This is a genomic window from Arthrobacter sp. Ld5, from assembly GCF_051172775.1.
Lineage (GTDB): Bacteria > Actinomycetota > Actinomycetes > Actinomycetales > Micrococcaceae > Arthrobacter_D.
This window is the reverse complement of sequence record NZ_JBPKBO010000014.1, coordinates 270,843-287,475: the sequence shown is the minus strand read 5'-3', so window position 1 is coordinate 287,475 and position 16,633 is coordinate 270,843. Positions and strand designations below refer to the sequence as shown.

The window sequence follows — 16,633 nt, the reverse complement described above, 5'->3', positions numbered from 1 at the left end:
CCATCCATGGGACTGGTCACGAAGCGGAGTGCCGATGTCGCCGTCCCGTTCACTAGCCGAAGCCGAGCTCTCCTCCGACGCGCTGCAGCGAAGAGCGTTCGCGGCGCACGAGGCCCTGGGGCGGGGCCCGGAAGTCGACGGTGACCTCCGCGGCGTCGTCCGCGAATCCTGGCGCAGATCGCTCGGTTTCCTCCGCGATCCCGCGGCCGCGGAGGCCCGCCTGTTCTGCTCCGAGGAGGAGCTCGAAAGCTATCGTCAGGGGCACCCCCTGGCGGCCGTCATGCCGGTGATCGACCGCCTGCTCGTCCAGCCGAGCCTCGAGGCGGGCATGCTCGTGGCCGTCGGCGACGAGAACGGGCGGCTCCTCTGGGTGGACGGTGACCGCGAGCTGCGGCGCCGGGCGGAAGGCATGCTCTTCGTCCCCGGCGCGGACTGGTCCGAGTCGACCGTCGGGACGAGTGCTCCCGGCACGGCGCTCGCCCTCGATCGCAGCGTGCAGATCGCCGGGGCGGAGCATTTCAGCCGCAAGGCCCATCCCTGGAGCTGCACTGCGGTGCCGGTCCATGATCCCGACTCGAGGACCGTGCTCGGCGTCGTCGACATCACCGGGACCCACGACGCCGTGGCCACCCACACGCTCGCGCTCGTCGAAGCGGCAGTGGCGGCCGCGGAGGCGCAGCTGAGCATCCACCGGCTGCAGGACCGGCTGCCGCGCACGAAGCGCCGCCGGCCGGGGCGCAGCCAGACGGCCCTGTACCGGAACAGCCTGCAGATCCTGGGCATGGATCACGGGATCGTGCACACCGGCGGCGCCTCGCTCGAACTGAGCCTCCGCCATGCCGAGCTGCTGACCATCCTCGCCCTGCACCCGGAGGGGCTCACGGCGGACCAGCTGGCCACCATGGCGTACCCCGAGGAGGCCTCCGGGACGACGGTCCGGGCGGAGATCCTCCGGCTGCGGAAGGTCCTGGCGCAGTACGGGGACGCGACGGTGCCGCAATCCCGCCCCTACCGGCTGCCCGGTCAGCTGGTCGTGGATGCGGTGCAGGTCCTGAGCTATCTGCACCGCGGCGCCCACCGCATGGCACTCGGGATCTACCGGGGGCCGGTCCTCCCGCGGTCGCAGGCACCGGCGATCGTCAGACTGCGCAACGAGGTGTCGGTCCTCCTGCGCGATGCGGTCCTCAACGACGGCGCCCCCGAGACGGTGCTGCAGTACCTCGCACTGGCGGAGGCGGAGTACGACGCCGAAGCGTGGGATCTCGCCCTGCGCGTCCTGCCACTGCGTTCCCCGCGGCGGGCAGCGATCGTCGCGCATGCGGAGTGGCTCGACGCCGAGCTGGCGGCACCCTCGACGTCCGCCTCAATTTCTCCTAAAGTTTGTTAGCCAATCGCAATGTTCCGTCGTCGTACGGGGCGGGGCCGGGTTAGCGTTATGCCTGGTGGCTGATGATTCCGCCGTACAACATTTCCCGGCTGCTGCGCTGACGCAGGAGGCGGGCCAGGGGGGAAACTCATGACGCAGTCCGCAAGGCATCCGGAGCCCGCCCGGAGCGTTCGAACATCGCGCACCACCATGCATGCCAGCGTGGCGATCGTGGTCTGCTTCGTCGGTTTCCAGGGCTTCGTACCGCAGTCCTGGGAGGCCGCGTCCGCGATCTCCTCCGGTTCGTTGTCGGCCTCCACCGTCGCCCGGCCCGGGGCCGACGCCCTGTCGCCGACCGGCCTCGTGGGCCCGTCGCTGCTGATGCCCATGGAGGCGCTCGATCCCCTGGGCGCCCTGACTCCCGGTCGTTCGCCCCTCGCCGTCCCGAAGACCGCCGGCGGCGACGCGGCCGGCCCCGCGCTCTCGACGACGTCCGCCGTGCGGCGACCGGTTGCGGGCACCCTCTTCGCCCCGCTCGCCGAACTCGTGCCCAGCTCCTCCTTCGGCCACCGGACCAGCCCCATCTCCGGGGAAGCCGGCGAGTTCCATACGGGCCAGGACTACGCGGCCCCCTGCGGCACCCTCGTCTACGCTGCGGACGCCGGCACGGTACGGGCCGTGGGCTGGCATGCGTGGGGCGGGGGCAATCGCGTCGAGATCGACCACGGCAACGGCCTGATCACGAGCTACAACCACCTCCAGGGAATCTCCGTGCAGAAGGGGGACGCCGTCAACGGAGGAGACCCGATCGCGGAGCTCGGGACCACGGGCTCCTCGACCGGCTGCCACCTGCACTTCGAGACGATCCTCGACGGGGAACACGTGGACCCCACCCGGTGGAAGATGGCGCCCACGCACCACGGTAGGAGCGTCGGCGTGTTCACGGACTACAGCCCCGAGGGCGCCGGTGCAGCGGACATCCCGGCGTGGGCCCAGTCCACCACCCGGTCCGACCAGGGGGCGTATGGAGGTCTCCCGCTCGATGCGCTCCCGTGGAACGGGAACGCCGTCGCGGGCGATGCGGCCGGAGCGGCCGGAAGCATTGCGACAGGACACGTCGCTCCGGCGCCGCGCCCCGCTCCTTCGGCGGGCTCGTCGGTCGGCAAGCCTGCCCCTGCGGCCCCGCCGGTCCGGAAGCCTGCCGACAAGCCGATTGCACAGCCCACGGAGAAGCCGGCCGACAAGCCGGTTGGCAAGCCTGCTGAGAAGACTGTCGAGGAACCGACGAAATCGGCCGAGCCTGCGCCGACGAAGACAGCCGAGCCGACCAAGCCGGTCAAGCCCACGCCGACGAAGCCGGCCGAGCCCACGAAGCCGGCCGAGCCGACCAAGCAAGTCGAGTCCACGCCGACGAAGCCTGCCGAGTCCACGCCGACCAAGCAGGTCGAGTCCACGCCGACGAAGCCTGCCGAGTCCACGTCGACCAAGCCTGCCGAGCCGGTCGAGTCCACGCCGACGAAGCCGGCCGAGCCGGTCGAGTCCACGCCGACGAAGCCGGCCGAGCCAGTCGAGTCCACGCCGACGAAGCCTGCCGAGCCGGTCGATTCCGCGCCGACGAAGCCGGCCGCGCCGGCCAAGCCTGCCGAGCCCACACCGACGAAGCCGGCCGAGCCTGCGCCTGTTCCCGTTCCGACCCCGACGCCCGGTCCCACGGACCCCGACGCCTCGTGCGACACGGATCCGTCGACGCCCGAGGACCCGGACACGGCGGAGCCTGCCGAGGGTGCCGATCCCGCCGCACAGCCGGAGGCGACCGCAGGTGCCGCCGAGCCGGTGACGGAACCAGCGACCGCACCAGCGGACTCGACGCCGGCGGAGGGCTCCGAGACGGGTGTGGAGCCGGGTGCCGAGGACGGAACCGCGCCGACACCCGCCGACGAGCCCACCGACGCCCCGTCCTGTGACGACCCCGAAGCACCGGCGGAGCCCGCCCCTGCTCCTGTGCCCGATCCGGCCGCACCCGCCCGGCCCGCCGAGGACGAGGCGGCCACGAACGGGAAGGGCTGACGCGCCGGTGCAGTGACCGACGGAGCCGGGTCGCCGTCGGGACGCATGCAACGTCGATGCAACCTTCGCGCTCCTACTGTGTGCTTCAGGGACGACGACGTCCTGCACCCACGGAGTTCAAGGAGTTCGACGATGACTGTTTACGCCCAGCCTGGCCAGGATGGATCGAAGGTCAGTTTCAAGCCGAGGTACGAGAACTGGATCGGTGGGGAGTGGGTTCCCCCCATCAAGGGCCAGTATTTCGAGAACATCTCCCCGGTGACGGGCAAGGCCTTCTGCGAGGTGGCGCGGGGTACCGCCGAGGACATCGAACTGGCGCTGGACGCAGCCCACAAGGCGGCCCCGTCCTGGGGCAGGACCTCCGCCGCCGATCGGGCCCAGGTGCTGAACCGCATCGCGGACCGCATGGAGGAGAACCTCGAGATGCTCGCGGTCGCCGACACCTGGGACAACGGCAAGCCCGTGCGGGAGACCCTCGCCGCTGACATCCCCCTCGCGATCGACCACTTCCGGTACTTCGCCGCCGCCATCCGGGCGCAGGAGGGCCAGCTGTCCCAGCTCGACGAGGACATGACGGCCTACCACTTCCGCGAGCCGCTCGGCGTCGTCGGGCAGATCATCCCCTGGAACTTCCCCATCCTCATGGCGACGTGGAAGCTCGCCCCCGCGATCGCCGCCGGCAACGCCGTCGTGCTCAAGCCCGCCGAGCAGACGCCGTCGTCGATCCTCGTGCTGATGGAACTGATCAGCGACCTCCTGCCGGCCGGCGTCATCAACGTCGTCAACGGCTTCGGCGTGGAGGCCGGCAAGCCCCTCGCCTCGAGCAAGAGGATCCGCAAGATCGCCTTCACCGGCGAGACGACCACGGGTCGCCTGATCAGCCAGTACGCGAGCCAGAACCTCATCCCGGTCACGCTCGAGCTCGGCGGGAAGAGCCCGAACATCTTCTTCTCCGACGTCGCGGACGACAACGACGCCTTCTACGACAAGGCGCTCGAGGGCTTCGCCCTCTTCGCCCTGAACCAGGGCGAGGTCTGCACCTGCCCGTCCCGCGCGCTCGTGCAGGGCTCCATCTACGACTCCTTCATGGCCGACGCCATCGCCCGCGTGGAGAAGATGGTGCAGGGCAACCCGCTGGACACCGACACGCAGGTGGGGGCGCAGGCCTCCAACGACCAGCTCGAGAAGATCCTCTCCTACATGGACATCGGCAAGCAGGAGGGCGCGAAGGTCCTCACCGGCGGGGAGCGGAACATCCTCGGCGGCGACCTCGCCGAGGGCTACTACGTGAAGCCCACCGTCTTCGAGGGCACCAACAGCATGCGGGTGTTCCAGGAGGAGATCTTCGGCCCGGTGGTCTCGGTGACGCGGTTCGAGGACTACGCGGAGGCCCTCGAGATCGCCAACGACACCCTCTACGGGCTGGGTGCAGGAGTGTGGTCGCGGAACGGGAACGTGGCGTACCGTGCGGGGCGCGAGATCCAGGCGGGACGGGTGTGGGTGAACAACTACCACGCCTACCCGGCAGGAGCGGCGTTCGGCGGCTACAAGTCCTCGGGCATCGGCCGCGAGAACCACGCCATGATGCTCGACCACTACCAGCAGACCAAGAACCTGCTGGTCAGCTACTCCGAGTCCAAGCTCGGATTCTTCTAGGAGCTGCCATGACCGTCGAGGCTTCCGTGACGATCCCCGGTGAGACCACCTCGCGGGTGGCGCTCACCGACGCCGCCGTGGAACTGCTGAGCAAGCTGTGGCTCGTCCACGGCCCGCTGATGTTCCACCAGTCCGGGGGGTGCTGCGACGGCTCGTCGCCGATGTGCTACCCGGCCGGCGAGTTCATCACGGCGGAGGCGGACGTGCTGCTCGGCGTCCTGGACATCTCGGAGGCTGCCCCCACGGAAGCCGGGGAGGGCGGGCGGCTCATCGAGTTCTGGATGTCGCGTGAGCAGTTCGAGTACTGGCGCCACACGCACCTGACGGTCGACGTCGTCCAGGGGCGGGGGAGCGGCTTCTCCGTGGAGGCGCCGGAGGGCAAGCGTTTCCTCATCCGCTCGCGGCTGATGGGCTAGAGCAGGGCCAGGGCCCGGCGCAGACGATGCGCCGGGCCCTTTCTGCGGACGCGCCCGGTGTCAGCGGTGCCCGTGGTGGTCGGGGTCCACGGCGAGGACGATGCCGAGGAGGTCCGTGAGGGCGTGTCCGAGCTTCGGGTCCACGAGTTCGTAGCGGGAGCGCCTGCCCTCGGGGACCGACACGACGAGACCGCAGCCCCGCAGGCAGGACAGGTGGTTGGACAGGCTCTGACGGCTGACCCCGAGCAGTCCCGCCAGTTCGGTGGGGTACGCCGGAGCATCCCGCAGGGCCACGAGGATGCGCACGCGGGTCGGATCGGACAGGGCGGTACCCACGCGGTCGAGGACCGACGTCGAGGTCAGGGTCTGCAGCATCAGTGGGTCAGCTCCGTCTCGTGGCGGACGTGGCCCAGTGGCTCGATCTGGAAGGTGCAGTGGTCGATGCTGACGTCGAAGTGCTCGGCGACGCACTCCTGGAGCTGGTCGAGCACGGCGTGCGCGGAGCCGTCCCGGTAGCAGTCGTCGTCGACGACGATGTGCGCGGTGAGGACCGGCAGCCCGGTGGCGATCTGCGTGATGTGCAGGTCATGGACGTCGCGGACGTGGGGCAGGCGCGCGATGTGGGTGCGGACCTCCTCGAGGTCGATGCCGGCGGGGGTGGATTCGAGCAGGACGTCGATGGTCTCCCGCAGCAGCCTCAGCGTCCGGGGGATGATCAGTGCGCCGATCAGCATGGCCACGACGGCGTCCGCCCGCATCCACCCCGTCAACGTGATGATCACCGCGGCCACGATGACGGCCACCGAGCCCAGGGCGTCGTTGAGCACCTCGAGGAACGCGGCCCGCAGGTTGAAGCTCGCGGTCCGGTGCCGCGCCAGCAGCCCGAGTGCGGCGAGGTTGCCGGCGAGCCCGATCACGCCGAAGACGATCATCTCCGGCGCGGCGACGTCCGTCGGCGTGATGAGGCGCCGTACCCCCTCGACCAGGACGTAGGTTCCGACGGCGAGCAGGAACGCCGCCTGCAGCAGTGCGGCGATGACCTCCGCCCGGCGGAAACCCCAGGAGCGTCGTGCCGACGTGGGCCGGACCGAGAGCGTGGCGGCGCCGAGCGCCATGGCCAGACCGGCGGCGTCGGTCAGGACGTGCACGGAGTCGAACAGGAGCGCGAGGCTCCCCGTCCACAGTGCCCCGACGATCTGGAGGACGAAGACGCCGAGCGTGATGGACAGTGCGCCGGCCAGCGGGCCGCGCCGGTCGGTGCCCGGTGACGAGTGGTGGTGGTGACCCATGCCCCGATAGTACATCCGTCCGTGAACCGTGCGCCCGAGGCCGGCCTCTTGTTGCACACTGTGCAAGAATTCGCCTACGCTGGTTCGGTGCTGGACACCACCGACGACGAGCTGCCCCTGGGTCGCCGTGAGCAGAACAAGATCGACACCCGGCGGGCAATCGCGGATGCGGCCTTCGACCTCGCGCTGACCGTGGGGCCGGGCGCATTCACCGTCGACCAGATCGCGGGGCGCGCCGGGGTGTCCCGCCGCACGTTCTTCAACTACTTCCCCAGCGCCGAGGACGCCCTGACCGTCCGAACGGACGGATTCCTCGACCTGGCGTTGGAGGTCTTCGGGCGGATGCCGCAGGACGAGCCCCTTTTCGACTCCATCATCCGCGCGTTCACCGAGACCACGCGGATGGAGGGCCTCTCGCAGCACGGGGCGCTCTTCCGCATGGCGGGGAGCAACCCGGACCTCCTGCGGGCGCAGCTGCACGCGTGGGAGCGCGCCGAGGCGCGGGTCGTCGTGGCGCTGCGCCGTCGTCTCGGAGCCGGGACCTCCGAGCTCTACCTCACGGCCCTCGTGGGGAGCGTGCTGTCCTGCACCAAGGCGGCGATGCGCGACTGGGCCGCCATGACCTCCGACTCCGCCGGCGACCCCGGGCAGGAGCTCGAGGAGCGCATCCTCGCAGCGCTGACAATGCTCCGCGACGGCTTCTCCCAGCACCCCAGCGGTCCCGTCCTTCGGGACTGATCCTGCCCTTTCCCTGAACGAACCCCTTCCGCTCCCTTCCTGCTAGGACTCCTCGATGGCTTTCCTCCTCTACCGGCTCGGTTCCTTCGCGTTCCGGAGGCGGTGGTGGGTCGTCTCCGCATGGCTCGCCATCATGCTGGCGGTCGGCGCCGCCGCCGTCGCCTTCTCCGGGACGCTCACCAACAACTTCACCATCCCCGGCACAGAGTCGCAGCGGATCTCCGACCGGCTGCGGGACGAGCTGCCGGAGGCGGTCGGCGGCACCGGCACCGTGGTGTTCACCTCCGACGACGGCGCCGCGTTCACGCCCGCGCAGCGCGAGGGCGTCCAGTCGGCGCTGGCGGACATCGCGGCGCTCGACGGCGTGCGCAGCGTCGTCGACCCCTTCGACGTCGCTAACCAGGTCGCGTCCGGCGGCGAGGAGCTCGAGGCGGGGCGCGCCGAACTCGATGCCAGCGAGCAGCAGCTGAGCGCCGGCGAGGACCAGCTCGCGCAGGGCCAGCAGCAGCTCGATGAGCAGCGGGCGCAGTTCGAACAGGCCCGGGCGCAGCTCCCGGCCGCCCAGGCCGCGGCCACCGCCCAGCAGCTCGAGCAGGGTCAGGCGCAGCTGGATGCCAGCCGCACCGAACTGGAGTCCGGGCGGGAGCAGCTCGAATCCGGGCGCGCCGAGCTCGAACTCGCGGAGCGACAGCTCGAGGCCACCTCAGGGGTGCGGCTGGTCTCCGAGGACGGCTCCACCGGCGTCGCCAGTGTGCAGTTCGACCAGCAGATCAACGCGGTCTCGCCGGAACTGCGCGCGGAGGTGCAGGAGAGAGCCGCCGGTGCGGAATCGGCAGGAGTGACGGTCGAGTACAGCAAGGAGATCGTCGAGGACGTCTCCGGGATCGTCGGGGCGGCTGAGATCGTCGGCCTGGCCGTCGCCGCGATCGTCCTCGTCCTGATGCTCGGCACCCTCGTCGCCGCCGGGCTGCCGCTGCTCATGGCCATCGTCGGTGTGGGGGTGGGCGTGGGGATCACCTTCGCCCTGTCGGGGATCATCGAGATGAACAGCCTCTCCCCGGTCCTCGCCCTGATGCTCGGCCTCGCCGTCGGCATCGACTACTGCCTGTTCATCGTGAACCGGCACCGGACGCAGCTGCTGCACGGCATGGACCTCCAGGAGTCGATCGCCCGTGCCACGGGCACCGCCGGCAACGCCGTCCTCTTCGCGGGCATCACGGTGATCGTGGCCCTCGCCGCGCTCGCCGTGCCGGGGCTGCCCTTCCTGACCGTCATGGGTCTCTCCGCCGCAGGCACGGTCGCGGTGTCCGTCCTCGTGGCGCTCACCCTCACCCCGGCACTCCTCGCGGTGATGGGGCGCCGCGTGATCTCCAAGCGCCGCTGGGCGAGGGCCGCCGCCCAGCATTCCGCAGGCGAGCCCCTGGACTCCGGGGACAGCACGGTCCTGGCCGACCAGCGTGCGGCGAGGGGGGCGGGCTGGGGCGGCTTCGTGACCCGCAAACCCGTCCTGACGGTCCTCGCCGCCGTGGCACTGCTCGGCATCATCGCCCTCCCCGCGGCGCAGCTGCGCGTCGGGTTGCCCGACGGCGGCACCGAGCCGGCCGATTCCACGGCGTTCCAGGCGTACAGCACCATCGGCGACAAATTCGGGGCTGGGACCAACGGCCCGCTGATCGTCGTCGGGTCCCTCCCCGCGACCGCCGACGAGGCGGAACTCACCACGCTCAGGCTCGACGTCAACGACCGCCTGCGGGAGATCCCCGGCGTCGCCGCGTCCGTGCCGGCGACGGTCAGCGAGGACGGCCGCACCGCCATCTTCCAGGTCATCCCCGAGGAGGGCCCGGCCAGCGAGGGCACCGAGAACCTGGTGCGCGACCTCCGGGGAGCGACGGACGAGTTCGAGGACCGGACGGGCGTCGCCATCGCCGTGACCGGCCAGACCGCGGCGAACATCGACGTCTCCGCCAAGCTCATGGAGGCGCTACCGGTATATCTCACCATCGTCGTCGGGCTGTCCCTGATCCTGCTCCTGCTGGTGTTCCGCTCCATCCTGGTCCCCATCATCGCCACTGCCGGGTTCCTGCTCTCCCTGCTCGCGAGCTTCGGTGCGACGGTGGCCATCTACCAGTGGGGGTGGCTCGGCGACGTCTTCGGGGTCACGAATCCCGGGCCGATCCTGAGCTTCCTGCCCATCATCCTGATCGGGGTGCTCTTCGGCCTCGCGATGGACTACCAGATGTTCCTGGTGTCCGGGATGCGGGAGGCGTACGTCCACGGGGACGACCCGAAGGCCGCGGTGCGCATCGGCTTCAGCCACGGCGCGCGTGTGGTGACGGCCGCCGCGATCATCATGGTCTCCGTGTTCGCCGGGTTCGTGTTCTCCCACCTGGCCATGGTGCGGCCCATCGGGTTCGGGCTGGCCTTCGGAGTGCTGCTCGACGCCTTCGTGGTCCGCATGACCCTCGTCCCGGCCGCCATGTACCTGCTGGGCCGGCATGCCTGGTGGCTCCCGGCGTGGCTCGGGAAGATCCTGCCGGACGTCGACGTCGAAGGAGCGCGGCTCCTGCGCGAGGAGAAGAAGGAGACCGTTCCGGCTCCGGCCTGACGCCCGGCGAGGCGGGGAGGCGCCGGCGGGCGAGGCGCCGACCCCGCCCGGAGCCGCTCAGACGCCGAGGTACCGCCCGGGCCGGTGGTTCAGCGCCACCACGAGGTTCAGCACCACGGCACCGACGGCGGAGAGCAGGACGCCGGCCGGTTCGACGACGGTCAACGCCCCGAGGATCACCGTCGTGTCGAGTGCCATCTGCACGTAGCCGGCACGCCAGCCGAGCCGCTCCTGCAGGATGAGGGCGAGGATGTTGAAGCCGCCGAGACTCGCGCGATGGCGGAAGAGGATCAGCAGGCCCACGCCGGCCAGCAGGTTCCCGCCGAGCACCGCGTAGAGAGGGTGGACGGTCAGGGCGCCGAGCGCCAACGGGTGCACGGCGGCCAGCCCCGACACGAGGGCCACGGCCACCACGGTGCGCAGCGTGAAGTCCCAGCCCTTCTTCCACACGGCGAGGGCGAAGAAGGGGACGTTCACCAGAAGGAACAGGGCACTGAAGGACAGAGGGCCCGCGTAGCTCAGGAGCAGGGCGAGGCCCGCCGTCCCGCCGGTGACCGCGCCGCTCGTGGTGAGCAGGAACAGGCCGAGGGACACCGTGAACGTTCCCGTGACCATCCCCAGGACGTCCTCCGGCATCGAATGCCGGAGGGCTGTGTCGGTGCCGGCCCGGGCAGGGGTTGTCATGGTATCCATGGCGGCAAGTTATCACCGGCGGGTGCGGCCCTCCGCACTGAGGGACGCCGATGTGAACAAGGGCACAGGATGCTGCGCCCGGGTACCGGCCCTAGCGGGCGGGGACGGGCCGCCCGCCGGCCGCCCCGAGGGAGGACAGCCAGGCGCGGGCCTCCCCGCGCTCCGTGAAGTAGCGTGTCCGGCTGCGCGACTGGACGATGAACGCCGCGAGGACCCGGTCCACGGGGTCGCGACCAGTCAGCCCGATCGGCCCGGCATGGTGGTAAGCGATGAGCATCCGTCGCGCCGGCTGCGTGATGTGCCGGACGAGGTCCAGGTGCACGAGCACCGGCGAGGCATGCCAGCGGGGGAAGTGCGTGATCGTGTTCGCGAGGACGTCGAGCTCCGCGGGACCGATCCGGACCCCGGGTCGCCAGAGGACCTCCAGGATGCCCGCGTCGTCGGTGATGGTGAAGTCAGCCACGGCGGAGCCTCCCTCGGTCGGCGCCCGCCGGTGCGGGGCCTGTCCAGTGCAGTCTCCCACTGCGGGCGGAGCCGACGCCTATCCGGCGCGCGGGGCGTGGGCGGAAAGCCGCCATGCCTCGATCTCCGTCAGGAGCTCCCTGCGCCGGTCCTCGCCGACGAACGCCGACCGGACCGAGTTGCTTGCGAGCCGCGCGCGGTCGTCGATGCCCAGGCCGCAGGCGTCAACCAGTGCTGCCACGTTGTCGTCGAGGTAGCCGCCGAAGTAGGCCGGATCATCCGAGTGCACGGACACGTTCAGGCCCCGCGCGAGCATCTCCGGCAGGGGATGGTCGCCGATGGCGTCGACGGCGCGCAGCCGCACGTTCGAGAGCGGGCACACGGTCAGCGGCACCTGGTCCTCGACGAGCCGTTCCACGAGGGCATCGTCCTCGAGGCAGCGGATCCCGTGATCGATGCGGTCCACCGCCAGGACGTCGAGGGCCTCCCAGAGGTAGGCGGGCGGCCCCTCCTCGCCCGCATGGGCGACGCACTTCAGTCCGGCGTCCCGGGCGAGGTCGTACACCTCCCTGAAGAGCGACGGCGGGTACCCGAGCTCTGCCGAGTCGAGGCCGATCCCGATGATCGGGGCGTCCATCGCGAGGAGGTCGCGCAGCACCTCGAGCGCCTCCGCCGCAGGACGGTCGCGCAGGAACGCAGCGATCAGGGACGTGCTGATGCCGACGTCGGCCTCGCTCGTGGACAGGGCCGCGGCGACGCCGTTGACGCACGTCGCGAGGGACACTCCGCGTGCCAGGTGCGCCTGCGGGTCCATCATGATCTCCGCGTGGCGGACCCCGGCCGCGGCAGCCCGCCGCAGGTACGCCCGGGTCATGTCCGTGAAGTCCTGCTCCGTGCGCAGCACGTCCATGTTCGCGTAGTAGAGATCGAGGAAGGACTGCAGGTCGGTGAACGCGTATCGCGCCGCGAGGTCCGCGGGGTCGGCGTAGGGGAGGTCGATGCCGTTCCGTGCCGCGAGCGCGAAGATCAGCTCCGGTTCGAGGGTCCCCTCGATGTGCAGGTGCAGTTCGGCGCAGGGCAGTGGCGGCATGGCTCCAGCCTAGGAGGCCTTCGCGCCGATGACGACCCGGTCGTGTCCGTCGGTCGGCCAGGGCGATCCTGGGTGCGCCGGGCGTCATCCATCGAACGGGTTCGAACGGTGCGGCTGCTCACGCAGGGCAGGCTGCTGCGCGCTCCAGCTGGCGAGGAACGGCAGGGTGCGTGCCGTCGCGGAGTCCGGCTGGGCGGTGTAGACGATCAGGACCTGCTCGCTGGTTCGTGCAGGTGTGACCGTCTCGATATCGAAGGACAGCTCGCCGACCACCGGGTGGCGGATGCGCTTGGGCGCTGAGGCGTAATCGCGGACCCCGTGATCCGCCCACCAGCGCGCTGCGTCCGGGTCCCTCGTCCGCAGTTCGTCGATCATGGCCACCAGCCGCCCATCCTCCGGGTGGCGTCCCAGTTCCCCGCGCAGCGCGGCCATGGTGGTGGCGGCGAAATGCTCCCAGTTGACGATGCGCTTGCGTGCCAGGGGGTCGAAGAACATGAACCGCACGAGGGACGTCGATGGCGGCAGGTCCCGCAGCACCGCGGTGAGCAGCCCATTGGTGGCGAGCACTTCGGCGCGTCGCCCGAGGATCAGTGCCGGGACATGGTCGAGGGCTGTCATGAGGCGGAGCAGTCCGGCATCGGCTTGCTGGGGCGTCCACGCCCTGGGGTGCCGGGCCACGGCCGGGTCTGCCAGGGCGAACAAATGCGTGCGTTCCACCTCATCGAGTCGCAGCGCCCGCGCCAGCGCCTCCAGCACGCTGCGTGAGATGTTCGCCTGCCGGCCCTGCTCGAGCCTGCTGTAGTAATCGGAGCTCACGCCTGCGAGTACGGCCAGCTCCTCCTTGCGCAGTCCTGGGACCCGGCGCGGCCCGGGGAAGGCCTGCATCCCGGCCTCCGCCGGCGTGAGCCCGTCGCGACGTGAGCGAAGGAAGGCCCCGAGCGGGGCGCGGTCTACTGGCATGCACCCACCCTAGGTCGCATCACTGGTTCCGGGGTGGCCCTGCCATACCCCGGTTGGTTGCGCTCTGGTCCGCACGCCGTAGCCCGCCTGAAACTGGACCATGACATCGAGCAGCTCTCCCGACGCGGTCGGCATGAGACTCGACCTTCCCGCACGCGACGCCAGGAGCACCCTATGACGACGATCGTCTCCCCCTTCACTGCGACAAGCACGGCTCTCGAGGTCGTGGAGGGATGTGACCTGTCGGGACGGAACGCCGTCGTGAGCGGCGGTGCATCCGGCATCGGCGTCGAGACCGTCCGGGCCCTGGCGCATGCCGGGGCGACCGTGACCATCGCGGTGCGTGACGTCGACGCCGGGCGGCGCGTTGCGGAGGACATCGTCCGGAGCGTCCCCGGGGCCCTCGTGCAGGTCCGCGCGCTGGACCTCGCCGATCTCGGTTCCGTCGACCGATTCGCTGATTCATGGTCGGCGCCCCTGCATGTCCTGGTCAACAACGCGGGCATCATGATGACGCCCGAGCTGCGGACAGCGCTCGGGTGGGAACTGCAGTTCGCGACCAATCACCTCGGCCATGCCGCTCTGGCGATCGGCCTCCACGACGCCCTCGTGGAAGCCGATGGGGCGCGGATCATCTCGTTGAGTTCCAGCGGACACGGTAGCTCGGACATCGTCTACGACGATCTCTTCTTCGAGCGCAGGACCTATGACGCCGGTGCGGCCTACGGGCAGTCGAAGACGGCGAACGTATTGTTCGCTGTCGAGGCGACCCGCCGGTGGGCCAAGGACCGGATCACGGCGAACGCCGTCATGCCCGGCGGGATCTGGACGAACCTGCAGCGGCACTGGGACCCGGAGGTCCTCACTGCGATGAAGGCCCGGACGGCGGCGGGCGAACTCACCGTGAAGACCCCCGGGCAGGGCGCCGCGACATCGGTCTTCGCCGCAACGTCACCCCTGCTCGAGGGCATCGGCGGACGGTATCTCGAGGATTGCGGTGAAGCGGAGATGGTGCCCGATATCGTCGACGGTGTGCACGGTGTGCGTTCGTACGCCCTCGATCCGGCCAACGCCGAGCGTCTGTGGGACGTGACGCAGGAACTGCTGGATGGGGCTCGCCGCTAGCCCAGGCAGTGGCGGACACCCTGGATCCCGTGCACTCGCGATCACGAGCGCCGGACGGCGACCGGCTACATACGGAGGAGGGCGGACCCGTGCGGGTCCGCCCTCCTCAGGTGGTGCCGGAGCGCCTAGTAGAGCGCCGCTTCGGATTCGGTGGCCGGCGTCTCGCCGCTGCCGAGGTTCGCGGCGAGCTTCGCGCCGAGGTCGGCATCGACATTGGCCCAGTACTGGATGGCACGCGCGCGGATCTCGTCGCTCTGCACGCCGCCGACCGCGCCCGTGATGGTCTCGAGGAACCGTGCACGCTGGGCGTCGTCGAACACCTCGCGGTAGAGCGTCCCGGCCTGGCCGAAGTCGTCGTCCTCGGCATGCAGCGAGTGCGCCGCGTACACGAGGTCGCCGTCGTTCTCCCAGCCGCCGTGGGCGCCGTACTGCGCCGGATCGGCGGCGGGGCCGCCCACCGAGTTCGGTGCGTAGACCGGGGTGGAGGCCGCGTTGAAGTGGTAGCGCGCCGCGCCGTCCTTCGAGTAGTTGCGTACCTCGTTCTTCGGCATGTTCACGGGCAGCTGCGCGTGGTTGGTTCCCACGCGGTAGCGGTGCGCGTCCGCGTACGAGAAGATGCGCGCCTGCAGCATGCGGTCCGGGCTCGCGGCGATGCCGGGCACGAAGTTCGACGGCGCGAAGGTGGCCTGCTCGATCTGCGCGAAGTAGTTCTCCGGGTTGCGGTTCAGTGTGAGCCTGCCGACCGGGATGAGCGGGTAGTCGCCCTGCGGCCACACCTTCGTGAGGTCGAACGGGTTGAAGCGGTACGTCTTCGCGTCGTCGTACGGCATGATCTGGACCTTGAGGTCCCAGCTGGGGTGGTTCCCCTTGGCGATGTTCTCCGAGAGGTCGCGCAGGTGGTGGTCGGCGTCGGACCCGGCGAGCGCTTCCGCCTCGTCGACCGTCAGGACCTCGTGGCCCTGGTTGGACTTGAAGTGGTACTTGACCCAGAACTTCTCGTTCAGCTCGTTGATCCACATGTAGGTGTGGGAGCCGTACCCGTTCATGGTGCGCCAGGAGTTCGGCAGCCCACGGTCGCCCATCAGCCAGGTGACCTGGTGCGCGGACTCGGGGCTCAGGGTCCAGAAGTCCCACTGCATGTCGGCGTCGCGGAGGTTGGTCCCGGGCAGGCGCTTCTGCGAGTGGATGAAGTCGGGGAACTTGATGCCGTCGCGGATGAAGAACACCGGGGTGTTGTTGCCCACGAGGTCGTAGTTGCCCTCGGAGGTGTAGAACTTCAGGGCGAAGCCGCGCGGGTCCCGCCAGGTGTCGGGCGAGCCCTGCTCGCCGGCCACCGAGGAGAAACGCAGGAGCGTCTCCGTCGTCGCGCCCTTCTGGAAGAGCGCGGCACGCGTGTACATGCTGACGTCCTCGGTGGTCTCGAAGACGCCGAACGCCCCGCCGCCCTTGGCGTGGACCACGCGCTCGGGGACGCGCTCACGGTTGAACTGCGCCAGCTTCTCGACGAGATAGTGGTCGGTCAGCGGGATGGCGCCGTCGCGGCCGAGGACGGACGAGTTGCTGTCGTCGATGACGGGGGCGCCGGACTGCGTGGTGCTGAAGTTCGCGGACATGGTGCTCCTATTCCTGGTGGGGGGATGGGGATCGGGGGGCTGCCGGGCGGCAGTCGTCGCAAAGGCCCTGGTAGAGGACCTCGGCGATCTGGATGGTCATCCGGGAGGCGCCCGGCGACCATTCGGGGGTGAGGCACGGTGCGTGCCCGACGGCGCAGTCGACGTCCTCGATCCGCCCGCAGCCGGTGCAGACCGCATGATGGTGGTTGTCGTCCACGCGGGTCTCGTAGCGGGCGGGGGAGTGCGGGGTCTCGATGCGGCGCAGCAGGCCGATGCCGGTGAGGTCGGCGAGGATCACGTACACCGACTGCACGGTGATGTGGGGCAGCTCGGCGCGCACGGCGATTGCGGTGTCGTCCGCAGTGGCGTGCGGCGACTCCTCGACGGCGGCGAGGACGGCCAGGCGCTGGCGTGTCACGCGACGGTGATGCGCGTGCAGGGCAGCCGACCACCGGGCCTCGCGGGTCACCTCCGTCGTCTGCGTCATTGCTTCAGTGAACCAGTAAATCTGAATCGCTCATAATAAGGCGCAACTAACTTGCGTCCCACGGGG

At 70.2% G+C, this 16,633-nt stretch carries 15 protein-coding genes; 7 read left to right on the top strand and 8 right to left on the bottom strand.

The genetic code is table 11. The annotated features are described in order from the left end of the window. Positions 1-34: 34 nt before the first annotated feature. From ACSGDB_RS05715 to ACSGDB_RS05700, 4 genes are all read left to right on the top strand, one after another. Positions 35-1,387: a GAF domain-containing protein gene (locus ACSGDB_RS05715; RefSeq protein WP_434993490.1), complete on the top strand. Its 1,353-nt coding sequence runs from the start codon at positions 35-37 to the stop codon at positions 1,385-1,387. Positions 1,388-1,576: 189 nt separating this feature from the next. Then, a complete protein-coding gene (locus ACSGDB_RS05710) occupies positions 1,577-3,433 on the top strand; it encodes a peptidoglycan DD-metalloendopeptidase family protein (protein WP_434993489.1) in 1,857 nt (618 codons plus the stop codon). A gap of 132 nt (positions 3,434-3,565) precedes the next feature. Then, on the top strand, positions 3,566-5,089 hold the full coding sequence (exaC, locus tag ACSGDB_RS05705; RefSeq protein WP_434993487.1) for an acetaldehyde dehydrogenase ExaC: 1,524 nt from the start codon (positions 3,566-3,568) through the stop codon (positions 5,087-5,089). An 8-nt stretch (positions 5,090-5,097) separates the two neighbouring features. After that, positions 5,098-5,505 (top strand): DUF779 domain-containing protein, encoded by a 408-nt coding sequence (locus tag ACSGDB_RS05700; RefSeq protein ID WP_434993486.1) that lies wholly within the window; start codon positions 5,098-5,100, stop codon positions 5,503-5,505. A gap of 60 nt (positions 5,506-5,565) precedes the next feature. Here the strand turns inward: ACSGDB_RS05700 and ACSGDB_RS05695 are convergent, their stop codons facing one another. Then, a complete protein-coding gene (locus ACSGDB_RS05695; RefSeq protein WP_434993567.1) occupies positions 5,566-5,877 on the bottom strand; it encodes an ArsR/SmtB family transcription factor in 312 nt (103 codons plus the stop codon). A 2-nt stretch (positions 5,878-5,879) separates the two neighbouring features. Then, positions 5,880-6,794 (bottom strand): cation diffusion facilitator family transporter, encoded by a 915-nt coding sequence (locus ACSGDB_RS05690; protein WP_434993484.1) that lies wholly within the window; start codon positions 6,792-6,794, stop codon positions 5,880-5,882. An 87-nt stretch (positions 6,795-6,881) separates the two neighbouring features. On the opposite strand from ACSGDB_RS05690, the gene ACSGDB_RS05685 reads away from it, so the two are divergent. Continuing rightward, entirely contained in the window at positions 6,882-7,532 is a 651-nt protein-coding gene (locus tag ACSGDB_RS05685) for a TetR family transcriptional regulator (protein ID WP_434993483.1), read from the top strand. Between the two features lie 55 nt (positions 7,533-7,587). Beyond that, positions 7,588-10,137, top strand: coding sequence for an MMPL family transporter (locus ACSGDB_RS05680; protein WP_434993481.1), 2,550 nt, complete (start codon positions 7,588-7,590; stop codon positions 10,135-10,137). A 57-nt stretch (positions 10,138-10,194) separates the two neighbouring features. Here the strand turns inward: ACSGDB_RS05680 and ACSGDB_RS05675 are convergent, their stop codons facing one another. The 4 genes from ACSGDB_RS05675 to ACSGDB_RS05660 form a co-directional block, all read right to left on the bottom strand. Beyond that, entirely contained in the window at positions 10,195-10,830 is a 636-nt protein-coding gene (locus ACSGDB_RS05675) for a YitT family protein (RefSeq protein WP_434993480.1), read from the bottom strand. Between the two features lie 91 nt (positions 10,831-10,921). Beyond that, positions 10,922-11,293 (bottom strand): hypothetical protein, encoded by a 372-nt coding sequence (locus ACSGDB_RS05670; RefSeq protein ID WP_434993478.1) that lies wholly within the window; start codon positions 11,291-11,293, stop codon positions 10,922-10,924. Between the two features lie 78 nt (positions 11,294-11,371). Continuing rightward, positions 11,372-12,382, bottom strand: a complete 1,011-nt coding sequence (locus ACSGDB_RS05665; protein ID WP_434993477.1) for an adenosine deaminase — start codon at positions 12,380-12,382, stop codon at positions 11,372-11,374. Between the two features lie 84 nt (positions 12,383-12,466). Continuing rightward, positions 12,467-13,342: a helix-turn-helix transcriptional regulator gene (locus tag ACSGDB_RS05660; RefSeq protein ID WP_434993476.1), complete on the bottom strand. Its 876-nt coding sequence runs from the start codon at positions 13,340-13,342 to the stop codon at positions 12,467-12,469. A 174-nt stretch (positions 13,343-13,516) separates the two neighbouring features. Between ACSGDB_RS05660 and ACSGDB_RS05655 the strand changes: the two genes are divergently transcribed. Further along, positions 13,517-14,467 carry an SDR family NAD(P)-dependent oxidoreductase gene (locus ACSGDB_RS05655; protein ID WP_434993475.1) on the top strand — a complete coding sequence of 317 codons (951 nt, stop codon included), beginning with the start codon at positions 13,517-13,519 and terminating at the stop codon, positions 14,465-14,467. Between the two features lie 125 nt (positions 14,468-14,592). Here ACSGDB_RS05655 and ACSGDB_RS05650 read toward each other — a convergent pair whose 3' ends face one another. Together ACSGDB_RS05650 and ACSGDB_RS05645 are read right to left on the bottom strand one after the other, a co-directional pair. Further along, the gene (locus ACSGDB_RS05650; RefSeq protein WP_434993474.1) at positions 14,593-16,080 is read right to left on the bottom strand and encodes a catalase; all 1,488 of its coding nucleotides are present in this window, start codon (positions 16,078-16,080) and stop codon (positions 14,593-14,595) included. Between the two features lie 7 nt (positions 16,081-16,087). Next, a complete protein-coding gene (locus ACSGDB_RS05645) occupies positions 16,088-16,567 on the bottom strand; it encodes a Fur family transcriptional regulator (protein WP_434993473.1) in 480 nt (159 codons plus the stop codon). Positions 16,568-16,633: the final 66 nt, after the last annotated feature.